This is a genomic window from Streptomyces sp. V4I23 (genome assembly GCF_030817975.1).
Lineage (GTDB): Bacteria > Actinomycetota > Actinomycetes > Streptomycetales > Streptomycetaceae > Streptomyces.
Genome location: NZ_JAUSZW010000004.1, coordinates 5,635,760 through 5,648,431, shown reverse-complemented (window position 1 = coordinate 5,648,431; position 12,672 = coordinate 5,635,760). Strand labels below are relative to the sequence as shown.

13 protein-coding genes, 1 other RNA gene and 1 pseudogene are annotated in these 12,672 nt (G+C 72.8%); 8 read left to right on the top strand and 7 right to left on the bottom strand.

Going from position 1 to position 12,672, the window contains the following annotated elements; translation table 11 throughout:
- Positions 1-110 precede the first annotated feature (110 nt).
- The 4 genes and pseudogenes from QFZ82_RS27985 to QFZ82_RS27970 form a co-directional block, all read left to right on the top strand.
- Positions 111-617 (top strand): annotated as a pseudogene (locus QFZ82_RS27985) (ATP-grasp ribosomal peptide maturase); the annotation flags it as partial.
- Complete coding sequence (gene tgmC, locus QFZ82_RS27980; protein ID WP_307715779.1) at positions 614-1,777, top strand: ATP-grasp peptide maturase system methyltransferase; 1,164 nt, start codon at positions 614-616, stop codon at positions 1,775-1,777. The pseudogene QFZ82_RS27985 and the gene tgmC, both read left to right, overlap by 4 nt.
- A 17-nt stretch (positions 1,778-1,794) precedes the next feature.
- Entirely contained in the window at positions 1,795-2,088 is a 294-nt protein-coding gene (locus QFZ82_RS27975) for a DUF6087 family protein (RefSeq protein ID WP_307715778.1), read from the top strand.
- An 82-nt stretch (positions 2,089-2,170) separates the two neighbouring features.
- Positions 2,171-3,007 (top strand): hypothetical protein, encoded by an 837-nt coding sequence (locus tag QFZ82_RS27970; RefSeq protein WP_307715777.1) that lies wholly within the window; start codon positions 2,171-2,173, stop codon positions 3,005-3,007.
- 69 nt (positions 3,008-3,076) lie between these two features.
- Here the strand turns inward: QFZ82_RS27970 and rnpB are convergent.
- Together rnpB and QFZ82_RS27960 are read right to left on the bottom strand one after the other, a co-directional pair.
- Positions 3,077-3,479: RNase P RNA component class A (gene rnpB / locus QFZ82_RS27965), an RNA gene on the bottom strand.
- Between the two features lie 30 nt (positions 3,480-3,509).
- Entirely contained in the window at positions 3,510-4,085 is a 576-nt protein-coding gene (locus QFZ82_RS27960) for a Uma2 family endonuclease (RefSeq protein WP_307715776.1), read from the bottom strand.
- A 133-nt stretch (positions 4,086-4,218) separates the two neighbouring features.
- On the opposite strand from QFZ82_RS27960, the gene QFZ82_RS27955 reads away from it, so the two are divergent.
- Positions 4,219-4,998, top strand: coding sequence for a MerR family transcriptional regulator (locus tag QFZ82_RS27955; RefSeq protein WP_307715775.1), 780 nt, complete (start codon positions 4,219-4,221; stop codon positions 4,996-4,998).
- Positions 4,995-5,624 (top strand): hypothetical protein, encoded by a 630-nt coding sequence (locus tag QFZ82_RS27950; RefSeq protein ID WP_307715774.1) that lies wholly within the window; start codon positions 4,995-4,997, stop codon positions 5,622-5,624. Before QFZ82_RS27955 ends, QFZ82_RS27950 begins: the two co-directional genes overlap by 4 nt.
- On the opposite strand, the gene QFZ82_RS27945 is transcribed toward QFZ82_RS27950, so the two are convergent.
- Positions 5,575-7,020, bottom strand: coding sequence for an RNB domain-containing ribonuclease (locus QFZ82_RS27945; protein WP_307715773.1), 1,446 nt, complete (start codon positions 7,018-7,020; stop codon positions 5,575-5,577). The two genes, QFZ82_RS27950 and QFZ82_RS27945, sit on opposite strands and share 50 nt — an antisense overlap.
- 112 nt (positions 7,021-7,132) lie before the next feature.
- Here QFZ82_RS27945 and yaaA point away from each other — a divergent pair, with 112 nt between their 5' ends.
- Both yaaA and eda read left to right on the top strand, forming a co-directional pair.
- Positions 7,133-7,897, top strand: a complete 765-nt coding sequence (gene yaaA, locus QFZ82_RS27940; protein WP_307715772.1) for a peroxide stress protein YaaA — start codon at positions 7,133-7,135, stop codon at positions 7,895-7,897.
- Positions 7,898-7,958: 61 nt separating this feature from the next.
- Positions 7,959-8,612 (top strand): bifunctional 4-hydroxy-2-oxoglutarate aldolase/2-dehydro-3-deoxy-phosphogluconate aldolase, encoded by a 654-nt coding sequence (gene eda, locus QFZ82_RS27935; RefSeq protein ID WP_307715771.1) that lies wholly within the window; start codon positions 7,959-7,961, stop codon positions 8,610-8,612.
- 16 nt (positions 8,613-8,628) lie between these two features.
- On the opposite strand, the gene QFZ82_RS27930 is transcribed toward eda, so the two are convergent.
- From QFZ82_RS27930 to QFZ82_RS27915, 4 genes are all read right to left on the bottom strand, one after another.
- Positions 8,629-9,480 (bottom strand): GNAT family N-acetyltransferase, encoded by an 852-nt coding sequence (locus QFZ82_RS27930; RefSeq protein WP_307715770.1) that lies wholly within the window; start codon positions 9,478-9,480, stop codon positions 8,629-8,631.
- Positions 9,481-9,743: 263 nt separating this feature from the next.
- The gene (locus QFZ82_RS27925; RefSeq protein WP_307715769.1) at positions 9,744-11,024 is read right to left on the bottom strand and encodes a bifunctional RNase H/acid phosphatase; all 1,281 of its coding nucleotides are present in this window, start codon (positions 11,022-11,024) and stop codon (positions 9,744-9,746) included.
- An 8-nt stretch (positions 11,025-11,032) separates the two neighbouring features.
- The gene (locus tag QFZ82_RS27920; protein WP_307717866.1) at positions 11,033-11,776 is read right to left on the bottom strand and encodes a zinc ribbon domain-containing protein; all 744 of its coding nucleotides are present in this window, start codon (positions 11,774-11,776) and stop codon (positions 11,033-11,035) included.
- Positions 11,773-12,612: a Nif3-like dinuclear metal center hexameric protein gene (locus QFZ82_RS27915; RefSeq protein WP_307715768.1), complete on the bottom strand. Its 840-nt coding sequence runs from the start codon at positions 12,610-12,612 to the stop codon at positions 11,773-11,775. Before QFZ82_RS27915 ends, QFZ82_RS27920 begins: the two co-directional genes overlap by 4 nt.
- Positions 12,613-12,672 lie beyond the last annotated feature (60 nt).

Genomic DNA, 12,672 nt, shown 5'->3' with positions numbered 1-12,672 from the left:
TCTTGTCGGTGCCGCGGGGGTGTTCTGGCCGGTCAGGGGGCGGCGTCGTGGCGGCGCAGGTACGGCAGCGGGTCGATGTCGCTGCCGGGCCCGGTGCGGATCTCGAAGTCGATCCGGCCGAGGCACGCGAGTTCATCCGCATCCAAGGCGACGCGATCTTCAAGACTCTGCGGTGGACCCCCTACGCGCGTGACGGCGTCCCAGTGACCGGATGGGCCGACCCCGTCACCCCCGACGAGATCGACGACAGCGTTCGGGTCGCGCCCCACCTGTTCCAGGCCCGTGTGGACAAGGTCGCCGACGTTCGCGTACTGCTCGTGGGCCGGCACACGTTCGCCGTACGCATCGAGGCCGAACTGCTGGACTGGCGCAAGGACTACAGCGCCCTGACCTACACCGTGGAGCACCTTCCCGACCGGGTGGACAAAGCGCTGCATGCCTTCCTGGACCGGATGGAGCTGGTATCGGGAAGCTTCGACCTCGCGATCGACCGAGCGGGGGACTACTGGTGGCTGGAGCTCAATCCCAACGGACAGTGGGCATGGCTGGAGACCGAGACCGGCCTCCCGATGTCCGCGGCCTTCGCCGACCTACTCGCACAAGGAGACCGCCCATGACCGACCCGCCATCCGAGCGACGCCGCATGGCGGCCGTGCTCGTGATCAAAGGTGTCCTGAAGTCCCCTTGGTTGCGCACGGCCGTCGAGTCCGTCTCTCGTGAGCAGTTCCTCCACCCAGGAGTCTTCCTGGACGAGGGGCGGACCTGGCAGCCCGTCATCGCCGCCGACATGGCCCCGGACGAGTGGCTGAAGATCGCGTACAGCGTCGACACGCTCACCACCCAACTCGACGGCCGCCTCACCGCCGACCAGGCCGGCGAGCCCGTCGTGGGCGTGCCCAAGTCCTCCTCGACCGAACCGGCCACCGTCGTGGGCATGATCGAGGCCCTGGACCTTGCGGCGGGCCACCGGGTCCTGGAGATCGGCACAGGCACCGGCTACTCCACAGCCCTGATGTGCCACTACCTCGGCGAGGACAACGTCACCACGATGGAGGTCGACGCACAGGTGGCGGCACGCGCAGATGCCGCTCTCGAAGCCGTCGGCTTCTCGACGTGGACGGTGACGGGCGACGGGCTCCTCGGCCACCTGTACCGAGCGCCGTACGACCGCGTCATCGCCACCTGCGCGGTCCGCCGCGTCCCGTACGCCTGGATCCGGCAGACGAGGCCCGGAGGCATCGTCCTCGGCACGGTCGGCTCGTGGCCGTGGGGAACCGGCCTGGCGAAACTCACCGTCGGCGACGACGGCACCGCCGGGGGCGCGATCGTGGGGCGCTCCTCCTTCATGCAGGCACGGGCCCAGGCAGTTGCCCCCGTGGCGGGCGACCTCTCCGCCCGGACCGCGTACGCGGACAGCGAGCGACACGTTCGAGTGTCCCCTCTCGTCCTGGAGGAGTGGATGCCCGCCTTTCTCTCCCAGTTGGCCGCGCCCGGGGCTCAGTTCGTCCGCGCGACGAGCGGTGAAGGCTCACCCTTGCTGTACCTGTTCGATCCAGAGAGGGAGTCGTTCGCCGAGTTCCTCGCCGACGGCGAGAGCTGGATCGTCCGTCAAGGCGGCCCGGTGGCACTGTGGGACGACGTGGAACGTTCTCTCCTCGCCTGGCGGGACGCAGGAGCACCGGAGATCGACTCCGTACGGCTCCGCGTGACGCCCGCGTCCCACCGGTACTGGATCGACCGGGCCCCTTCCCTGCGCTGGGAGCACCGGATCACCTGACCCACTACGCTCCGGGCATGGACGACGAGCCGCTCGCCGAGTGGGCCGAGCGCCGGGATGCGAGGATCGGGCAGCTTCGCGCCGTACCCCTCGTGACCGGCGACGGCCCGCAGGCATCGCATCTGAACCCCGAGGCGCCCCGCGCGATCCAGCGGTGGAACGGCCATATGTGGGAGCCGCACGGCTTCGCGTCGAACCTCGCGGAAGCAAGGCGCATCCTGTTTCCCCACGCCGAGGCTGCCTCCGCGCCTGAGGCAACACCGAAGCTCGGCCCCGGGACCGGCAGGCATCGGAAGCCTCTGGCGCCCTGACAACTCTGCTGGAGCGCTGGCCCATGCCATGCCTCAGAAACCGGCTCCCACCCGGTAGGCCACCTGCGGCACACTGGCGCCCGTGAGCGACGACATATCCGATGACCCGTGGGCCCAGCGGGTGTACTTGACGTGGCTGGCCCGCGACACTCGCTATGCTCTGGCAGCCCTGGACGCCCTGATCGGCTATGCGCAGACCACTCCGGTCCCGCCAGCCGCCTGGGTCTGCTTCGAGGACTTCCTTTCCTTCCTCGGAAAGGTCTCCCGGACTCTGTGGCCTGCCCCAGGAAAGGGTCCGAGCGGGACCGACGAAGGCCTGGAGTGGCGGACGAAGCGAGGCCCGTTTCTGCGAAAGATCCTTGAGGTGGAGAACTCGTCCCCACTGAAGGCCCGCGAGGTCCGTAACGGAAGCGAGCACTTCGATGAGCGCCTTGACGAGTGGATCGTCAGCATGCCTCGCCCCACCGTCGAGGAGTGGCAGGCAGGCACCAAGCCGATGTTCCCGGCTCCTCCCATGCGCTTCATAAACGTAGAGGCAGGAACGATCCAAGTCGCCGGCGCGGAGCTGGATCTGCGTTTCATGGCTGCGGAACTTCAGCGACTCCTGACCAAGATCGAGGAACTTGAGCCCTCAACGGCCGCACTCCCCGCTGAGGTGGCGGCTCTTCTGGCCACCTCCCCCCTGTTCCGATCATCCCGTTCGACGCGCCCGCGCAGAACATGGGCGGCATTCAAGTCTGGCTTGACGAGCAGAATTCAACCGACCCCGGGACAGCAACGGGAGACACTGAGGCGTAGACGCATAGCGCGGAGGGCCTCCCATGCTCAGCCGACGCCGACGCCGCCGCCCAGCGTGGCTACCTTCATGGCTACCTTCGTAGCGGCGAGGTTCGGTCCGAACCGGTACGGAACGGAGTGAGGCGACGCCCACGATTCCACGAGAAAAGGCCCCTGACCTGCAATATCGCAGGTCAGAAGCCTGAGGGGGCAGACGAGTCGGGCTGTACGCCGGGTTCTGTCCCCCGGGACCTCGCGGTCGTCGGGGTGACGGCCATCCATCTAGGACCGGCGTTGCCGCCGGCCTCGTGCGGTCTACCCGCGGACTCGGGCGGGCAGCCCTCGAACGTCCGCGCAGGGCCACCGAAATGGCCCCTCTTGACCTTGCTCCAGGTGGGGTTTACCTAGCTGCCCAGGTCACCCTGGGCACTGGTGGTCTCTTACACCACCGTTTCACCCTTACCGAGGACCGAGGTCCCCGGCGGTCTGCTTTCTGTGGCACTGTCCCGCGGGTCACCCCGGGTGGGCGTTACCCACCACCCTGCCCTGTGGAGCCCGGACGTTCCTCGGGAAGATCCTTCGCAGGACCCCCACGCGGCCGCCCGCCCGGCTCGTCTGCCGTGGCGACCATGCTACCTGGCGTTTCAGAGGAACCCGGCGGTCTCCAGGTCGAAGCCGAAGGGCTCAGGGAGGGTGAGGGGCTTGCCGAAGGGCGCCAGGTTGTGCCGGCGGTAGTCGCCGTCCTCGGGCTCGCTGAAGAGCGTCACTGTGGAGGAGTCCCGGTCGACAAGGAGGTAGCGCGGGATACGGCCACGCGCGTAGCAGCGCCGCTTGGTCTCACGGTCGATGTCCGGACGGGACAAGGTCACCTCCAGCACCATGGACACCCCGGCACAAGGCATCCAGGGGGCCGCGCCGGTGTAGAGGCTGAGGTCGCCCGGCGCGAACGTGCCGTCCGGGATGACGTGGTCTCTCGGCCGGCCAGGGACCTCCTCCAGGGTCAGGCCCTTGTGCCCGGAGAAGTCCATGTCAGTCAGTGACCGCCGGTACACCTGCCTGACGATCTCGCTGATGCAGTGCTCGTGGTCCCCGTTCGGGGGCGGTGTCACAACGATCTCCCCCTCGATCAGTTGCGCGCGAAAGCCCTCGGGCGTCTCCAGCGCCAGGAACCCCTCGAGCAGGAAGTCGGCCTGCGTGTGCGCTTCGTACGTGTCGATCACGTCGTCAGCGTCGGACCTCGAGGCACCCGCCGTCCGTGAGATCGGGGTCCTTCCTTCGATCGTGGCATGTGATCGAGACGTCGCGCCGGACGGCGCTTGACCATGCCGCAGCGTCAACGTTTCTACTGGCCGCATGCGTATCGGAGAGATCGCCGCCTTCGTCGGGGTGACCCCGCGGGCCGTGCGGCACTACCACCATCTCGGGCTGCTGCCCGAGCCCGTACGGCGGGCCAACGGCTACCGGGACTACACCGTCCGCGACGCCGTCCTGCTCGCCCGGATCCGGCGCCTCACCGAGCTGGGGCTCGGGCTCGACGAGGTCCGTGACGTACTCGCCGACGACGCCGGGCGCGATCTCGTCGAGGTGCTGGAGGAGCTCGACGCCGATCTCGGACGGCAGGAAGCGCTCATCCACGAGCGGCGCGCACGGCTCGCCGTACTCCTCGGCCAGGCGCGGGACGGGAGCCTCACCGCCGAGGGCCCGGTCTCGCCGCGGCTGGCCGAGCTGTTCGGGGACATGGCCCGCGCGTCCGCCCGGCTGCCCGGACCCGAACCCGCGATCGCCGCCAAGGACCGGGAGCTGCTGGCGCTTCTGGACACCGTGGCGCCCGATGCCGAGCAGGAGCGGCTGATGGGGGCGATGCGCCGGATGACCGAGGCGCCGGGGGCGATGGAGCGCGCGTACGCCGTGTACGAACAGCTCGACGCGCTCGTGGACGCGGACCGGGCAGACGCCCGGGTCGAGGAGGCCGCGCGGGCGCTGGCCGCCCTCCTCCCCGACGAGGTGGCGGAGCAGCTCGGCGGCCGGGCCCCGGAGCACGCCTTCATGGACGCGTTCCTCGCGGACTTCTCGCCCGCGCAGGCCGCCGTCGTGACCCGCGCGCTGCGCCTGGTCGTGGAGCGTGGTCGGTGAAGCGGCAGGTGGCCGTGGTCCGCCGGCTCGCGGGGCACGAGCTGCGGCTGATGCTCTCCCTGGCGCTGTGGGCCGCGCGGCGGCGCAACGGCGTCGGGCCCGACGACCGGCCCTTCGGGCACGCGCGGGACCAGGCGGCGCTGATGTACGGATTCGCGTTCGTGTGCGTCGTGGAGACCGTGGCCCTTTCGTATCTGGTGAAGAGCTGGCCGACGGTGCACGCCGTGGTGCTCTTCCTGGACGTGTACACCGTCCTGTTCGTGCTCGGGCTGCACGCCGCCTCCGTGACCCGCCCCCACGTGCTCTCCGCCGACGCACTGCGGCTGCGCCAGGCCGGCCACGTGGACCTGCTGATACCGCTGGACCGGATCGCCTCCGTACGGCACGAGCTGCTGTTCACGCACGAGGAGACGGACGGCGTCCTCGATCTGAAGGTCGCGGCGCAGACGTCGGTGACGCTGGAGCTGTCCGGGCCGGTGACGCACACCGGGCTGCTGGGACGGGAGCGCCGGCTGCAGACGGTCCGGGTCCACGCCGACGACGCCCGCGCCTTCGCCGCGGCCCTGCGCGAGGCCGTCACGCGGGAGCGAACAGCACCTTCGCGCGGACCGGGTCGGCCTGGGTGAGCCGTACCCGCAGCCGCTCCCCCAGGGGCAGGCCGGCGCCGTCGCTCTCCACCCGGGCCACCACCGCCGGGTCCTCCAGGTGGACGGTGCCGACGGACGGCTCGTTCTCCTTGACGTCGACCACCACCGCGTCGAAGACCTCGCCGACGCGGTCGCGCAGCACGGCCGCCTCCACGATGTCGACGTACCCGCGCTCCGCCGTGCCCGCCCGCCGGGACCCCTCGGCCATCTCCCTGGGCAGCTCCTCCAGCGCCTCGCTCACCCATGGTGGCGGCTCCTGCCCTGCCACCGCCGCCAGGCACAGCTCACCGGCGTAGCGGTCCACGAGCCGGCGCAGCGGCGCGGTGCAGTGCGTGTACTCGTCCGCGACGGCCGCGTGCACGGCGGGCGTGGGCAGCACGCCTCCGGTGAACGCCGTGTACCCCGCGCCCCGCAGCAGCGTCGTGCACTCCTGGAGGAAGGCCGCGTGCCGGCCGTCGTGCGGGTCGAGGGAGCGGACGAGCTGCGCGTACGAGACGTGGTGCGGCCAGTCGATGTGCAGCGCGGTCGCCGAGCGGCGCAGCCGGGCCACCGCACCGTCGGGGGCGGTGGGCAGGGTGCGCAGGATGCCGGTGCCGTACGCGACCATCAGGTCGGCCGCGGCCATGCCGGTCAGCAGGGAGATCTGGGCGTTCCAGGCCTCCGCGGGCAGCGGGGCCCGGTATTCGAGGGCGTAGGTGCTGTCCTGCTGGACGACCTCCTGCTCGGGGACGTTGAGGGAGATCCCGCCGCGTTCGACCTCCAGCGCCTCGCGCAGGGCGCCGATCTCCTTGAGCAGGGCGAGCGGCTCCTCGGCCGTGCCGGCGTCGATCCGCTGCTGCGCGCCCGCGTAGTCGAGCCTGGCCCGGCTGCGGACGAGGGCCCGGCGTACGTCCGTCGTCACGGCGCGGCCCTCGGCGTCGAGGTCGATGCGCCACAGCAGTGCGGGCGCGGTCTGGCCGGGGAGCAGGCTGGCTGCGCCCTCGGAGAGCAGCGGCGGGTGCAACGGGACCTTCCCGTCGGGGAAGTACAGGGTCTGCACCCGGCGGTGGGACTCGGCGTCCAGCGCCCCGCCGGGCATGACGAACGCGGCGACGTCGGCGATCGCGTAGTGGACGCGGAAGCCGCCGCCCTCGCGCCGGGTCAGGTGCATCGCCTGGTCGAGATCGACCGAGCCCGGCGGGTCGATGGTGAAGAACGGGATGCCGGTCTCGTCGGATCCGGGCAGGCGGGGTGCGCGGGCGGCCTGTTCCGCCTCGGCGAGTACCGCGGCCGGGAAGTCCTCGCCGACGCCGATCGTCGCGCGCAGCTCGCGCAGGGCGGCGCGCAGCGGCGGGGCCTCGGCTGCGCCGGTCAGACGGATGGGGCGGCGGGGCATGGACCGAGCGTATGGCGGGGCGGGGGCCGTGGCATTTCGGCGGCCCGCCCGCTTTGTAGGCTGGCTCGGGGGCCGCACCCCCTCCCCCCGTACGTCATGAAGGAGATCTGCCGTGCTCGTGCTGTTGCCGCCGTCGGAGGGGAAGGCCGCTTCCGGCCGCGGGGCGCCCCTGAAGCCCGAGTCGCTGTCCCTGCCCGGGCTCGCCGAGGCACGCGCCGCCGTCCTGGACGAGCTGGTCGAACTGTGCGCCGCGGACGAGACGAAGGCCCGGGAGGTTCTCGGTCTGAGCGAGGGGCTGCGCGGCGAGGTCGCGAAGAACGCCGGGCTGCGGACGGCGGGTACGCGTCCGGCCGGCGAGATCTACACGGGCGTGCTGTACGACGCGCTGGGCCTGGCCACGCTGGACGCGGCCGCCCGCCGGCGGGCCCGGCAGTCCCTGCTGGTGTTCTCCGGGCTGTGGGGCGCGGTGCGTCTCGGCGACCGCATCCCCTCCTACCGCTGCTCGATGGGCGTGAAGCTGCCGGGGCTGGGCGCGCTCGGTGCGTACTGGCGGGGCCCGATGGCGTCGGTGCTGCCGGACTCGGCCGGGGACGGGCTGGTCCTGGACCTGCGGTCGTCGGCGTACGCGGCGGCGTGGAAGCCGAAGGGGGAGATCGCGGCGCGTACGGCGACGGTGCGGGTGCTGCACGCGCCGACCCGGAAGGTGGTGAGCCACTTCAACAAGGCGACGAAGGGGCGGATCGTACGGAGCCTGCTGGAGGCGGGGACCGCGCCCGGGTCGCCGGGCGAACTGGTGGAGGCGCTGCGGGACCTCGGGTACGTGGTGGAGACACCGGCGGCGGGGAAGCTCGACGTGCTCGTGTCGGAGATCCACTGACTCATTGCACAGGGCGCAACGCTCGTTGCGCTGGATGCTTGTCCTGGGCAGGATGGGGCGCATGACTTCCGCCCCGTCCGTGCTGGACCTCGCGCCCGTCCTGCCCGTCGTCGTCATCGACGACGCTGCCGACGCCGTGCCCCTCGCCCGTGCCCTCGTCGCGGGCGGGCTGCCCGCGATCGAGGTGACGCTGCGTACGCCCGCCGCGCTCGACGCGGTCCGGGCCATCGCGGCGGAGGTACCGGACGCGGTCGTCGGCGCGGGCACCGTGGTCTCGCCGGACGGCGTCGACGCGGCGGTGGCGGCCGGGGCGCGCTTCCTGGTCAGTCCCGGATGGACGGACACGCTGCTGGCGGCCATGCGCGGGTCGGGCGTGCCGTTCCTGCCGGGCGTCTCGACGGCCTCGGAGGTCGTGGCGCTGCTGGAGCGCGGCGTGCACGAGATGAAGTTCTTCCCGGCGGAGGCGGCGGGCGGCACCGCGTACCTGCGGTCGCTCGCCGGCCCGCTGCCCGGGGCCCGCTTCTGCCCGACGGGCGGCGTCTCGCTCGCCTCGGCCCCCGCGTACCTGGCGCTGCCGAACGTGGGCTGTGTCGGCGGGACCTGGATGCTGCCGGCCGACGCGCTGACGGCCCGGGACTGGGGCCGGGTCGAGACGCTGGCGCGCGAGGCGGCGGGGCTGCGCGGGCAGGACGCCGGCCGCGCGCTGTCGGCCTGACGTCCCGCCCGGTGTCCTACCGGCCGAAGTCCAGCTCCACGTAGGGGGCGAGCGGGCGGTAACCCAGGCGCTCGTAGAGGCGGTTGGGGACCGGGTCGTCCACGTCGGCGAAGAGCAGCACCTGCCGGGCGCCCGCCTCCAGGGCCCCCTGGCTGGCCGCGGCGGTCACCGCGCCGGCGAATCCGCGGCCGCGGCTCCCGGGCGGGGTGTAGACGGGCGCGATCCTCGCGTGGCCAGCGAGCACCGGAGAGTGGGCGGCCATGGAGACGGGCCGGCCCTCCACCTTCCAGAGGTACAGGCCGCCGTAGGCGATGCGGCGGGACACGTTCGCGGTGTAGTCCGTATCGGTGCTCGCCCCGGTGTCGGCGGCGAAGCCCGTCATCCACGCGGCCGCCTGCGCGACGTCCGCGGTGGTGGCCTTGCGGGCACGGCCCGGGGGCGGCTGCTCGGGAGGGCACAGCTCGCCGAGCCGGAACAGCCGCAGCCGCACGTCCACGGACCACTGCCCCGGCCCGGCCCACTCGTCCGCGAACGCCCGGCCGCTGCCGTCGGGTCCCTTGACGCCCGTGACCACGGCCCCGTCGGCCCGCAGGGCGCGGGCGAGTTCACGGGCCTGGTGGGGGGTGACCTGCCCGAGGAGGGGCGGGTGCGGAGGCGTCTGGAGAAAGGCTCCGGTGACGCCGTCGCCCTCTCTCCACCAGCCGAAGCGGGGCGGCGGACCGCCGCTGTCGCCGTACGCGCCCGGCCCGTGGCGCCGGACCGTCTCGCTGACGGTGAGCAGTCCGGTGTTGCGGACGGGGTCGGCGGCGAGGTGGGGGCCGGCGTGGTGGTGGAACTCGTCGAGGTCGTGGGTGAGTTGCCAGGTCATGGGGTTGATCTCCCCCACCCCGCCCCTTCCCGAACCGGGGCTCCGCCCCGGCCCCGTACCGCGCTCCGCGCGGTGTCCTCAATCTCCCCCTACGGCCTGCAGGCCGTGGGTGGGGATCCCCACGCCCGCGGGGCGTAGGAGGCGGTTCCGGGAGCAGTGCCCCGGGAACCCCCAGCCCCGCCGCCACCCCCAGCCCCGCCGGCGACTGAGGCGCGGGGGCGCGGGGGCGCAGGGGCGCGGGGGCGGGGCCCCCGAGCCAACGGTCAGCGGAGGTGGGACGTGTCGTTCAGGAGACGCAGCGACGCGTTCCCGTCCGCGTAGTACGCCAGCGCCGACAGCGACGCCGCCGAGAGTTCCATGCGGAACAGGGACTCCGGCGGGGCCCCCAGCGCCAGACGGGCCAGGGTCTTGATCGGCGTCACGTGCGTGACCAGCAGCACCGTACGGCCCTGGTGGCGCGCCAGCAGCCGGTCCCGGGCCGACGACACCCGGCGCGTCACCGTCGCGAAGCTCTCGCCGCCGCCCGTCGGGGCGGCCTTGGGGGATGCCAGCCAGGCGTCCAGGTCGTCGGGGTAGCGCTCGCGGACCTCCGCGAACGTCAGCCCCTCCCACGCGCCGAAGTCCGTCTCCCGCAGCCCCTCGTCGACGATCACGTGGAGGCCCAGCCGGGCCGCGACCACCTCGGCGGTCTCGCGGCAGCGGCGCAGCGGCGAGGTGACGACCGCCTGGATCGTGCCGCGCGCCGCCAGGGCCGTGGCGGCCGCCTCCGCCTGGCGGCGGCCCGCCTCCGACAGGACGGGGTCGCTGCCCCCGCTGCCGGAGAAGCGCTTCTCGGGGGTCAGCGCCGTCTCGCCGTGGCGGAGCAGCACGAACGTGGACGGCGTGCCGAGGTCCGCCGACACGCCCCAGCCCGTGCTGGGCACGGGCGCGGGAGCGGCGGCCGCCTGGGTCACCGTCGCCGCGACAGGCGGGGAGGCCACCGGCACCGCACCGGCACCGGCACTGGCACCCGCACCCGCACCCGCACCCGCAAGTGCCGCCCGCGCCTTCGCCGCGCCGGCCGCCGCGTCCCCGACGACCCGCGCCGCCTGCGTGTCCAGCTCGGCCGTGGAGCGCGACGGCTCCCACTGCCTGCCCTTGCGTCCGGCGTCCATCGCCTCGTTGGCGAGCCGGTCCGCGTGCTTGTTCCGCTCGCGCGGGATCCACTCGTAGGTGACCTGCGACGACGGGAACACGGACGCGGCCTCGGCCGCCAGCGGCCGCATGTCCGGGTGCTTGATCTTCCAGCGGCCGGACATCTGCTCGACGACGAGCTTGGAGTCCATCCGGACGCGGACGACCGCCTCCGGGTCGAGCTCCCGGGCCGCCTTGAGCCCGGCCACCAGGCCCTTGTACTCGGCGACATTGTTGGTCGCCACGCCGATGTACTCGGCCGCCTCGGCCAGCGTCAGGCCCGTGGCCGGGTCGAGGACGACCGCGCCGTAGCCGGCCGGGCCCGGGTTCCCCCGGGAGCCGCCGTCGGCCTCGACCACCAGTTCGCGCACTGCGGGCACTACAGCCCCGACTCGGACGTACGGACGAGGATGCGGCGGCAGTTCTCGCAGCGCAGCACCGTGTCGGGCGCGGCCGCGCGGACCTCGTTGATCTCGGTGATGTTCAGCTCCAGCTGGCAGCCCTCGCAACGGCGCTGGAACAGGCGCGCCGCGCCGACACCGCCCTGCTGCACACGCAGCTTCTCGTAGAGCTTCAGCAGGTCGGCGGGCACCGAACCGGCCACGATTTCGCGCTCCTTGGTGACCGAGGCGGCCTCGTCGTCCAGCTCCGCCTGCACGGCGTCGCGCCGGGCCGTCGCCGCGTCGACCTTGCCCTGCACGGACGAGACGCGCTCGGTCAGCTCGGCGACCCGCTCCTGCGCGGACTCGCGGCGCTCCATGACCTCCAGGACCACGTCCTCGAGGTCGCCCTGGCGCTTGGCGAGCGAGACGATCTCGCGCTGGAGGTTCTCCAGGTCCTTGGGCGAGCTGACCGCGCCGGAGTCGAGGCGCTGCTGGTCGCGGGTGGCGCGCTGGCGCACCTGGTCGACGTCCTGCTCCGCCTTGATCTGCTCGCGGGCGGTGTCGCTCTCCTCGGTCTGCGCGGCGACGAGCAGGTCGCGCAGCTGCGTGAGGTCCTTGTTCAGCGACTCGATCTCGGCGTGCTCGGGCAGCGACTTGCGCTTGTGGGCCAGCTGCGACAGGCGCATGTCGAGGGCCTGTACGTCGAGGAGTCGGATCTGGTCGGCGGGCGCTGCGTTCAGTTGGGGGCTCCAGGGGAATCGTGGTGGGAGGACCAGGGGTCGGTGACCGTCGTCGAGACGTGGACCCGCAGGTCCCAGCCGTGCCGGTCGGAGATCTCGTCGAGCTGCGCCGCCGCCTGCTCGCACCAGGGCCACTCGGTGGCCCAGTGGGCGGCGTCGACGAGTCCGAGCGGAGAGTGCTGTGTCGCCTCCGAAGCAGGGTGGTGGCGCAGGTCGGCGGTGACGAAGGCGTCCACTCCGGCGGCCCGCACCTGGTCGAAGAGGCTGTCGCCGGAACCGCCGCTCACCGCGACCGTCCGTACGAGGGCGTCCGGGTCCCCCGCGACGCGGATGCCGTGTGCGGTGGCGGGCAGCCGCTTCGCGGCGCGCGCGGCGAAGTCGCGCAGCGTCTCGGGGCGGTCGAGTTCGCAGACGCGCCCGAGGCCGCGGCGCCCGTTCGCGTCGGAGGCGTCGGGCACCAGGGGCCGTACGACCCGCAGGTCGAGCGCGCCCGCGAGGGCGTCGGAGACGCCGGGGTCGGCGGTGTCCGCGTTGGTGTGGGCGACGTGCAGCGCGATGTCGTTCTTGATCAACGTGTGCACGACACGGCCCTTGAAGTGGCCGGCGGCGACGGTCGTCGTACCGCGCAGGTAGAGCGGGTGGTGGGTGACCAGCAGGTCCGCGCCCAGCCGCACCGCCTCGTCGACGACGTCCTGGACGGGGTCGACGGCGAACAGCACGCGCGTGACCGCGGCGTCGGGCTCACCGCACACCGTGCCGACCGCGTCCCACTGTTCGGCCCGCTCGGGCGGCCAGAGGGCGTCGAGGGCGGTGATGACTTCAGACAGACGGGGCACGGGGGAAAGGCTACCTGCCCGGACCCGGACACCGGTCTGGGCCCGCGACGCCGCCCGGCG

Coding starts and splice junctions, on each gene's coding strand:
- tgmC (WP_307715779.1), top strand. CDS start 614: ATGACCGACCCGCCATCCGAGCGACGCCGCATGGCGGCCGTGCTCGTG.
- QFZ82_RS27975 (WP_307715778.1), top strand. CDS start 1,795: ATGGACGACGAGCCGCTCGCCGAGTGGGCCGAGCGCCGGGATGCGAGG.
- QFZ82_RS27955 (WP_307715775.1), top strand. CDS start 4,219: ATGCGTATCGGAGAGATCGCCGCCTTCGTCGGGGTGACCCCGCGGGCC.
- QFZ82_RS27945 (WP_307715773.1), bottom strand. CDS start 7,020: ATGCCCCGCCGCCCCATCCGTCTGACCGGCGCAGCCGAGGCCCCGCCG.
- eda (WP_307715771.1), top strand. CDS start 7,959: ATGACTTCCGCCCCGTCCGTGCTGGACCTCGCGCCCGTCCTGCCCGTC.
- QFZ82_RS27930 (WP_307715770.1), bottom strand. CDS start 9,480: ATGACCTGGCAACTCACCCACGACCTCGACGAGTTCCACCACCACGCC.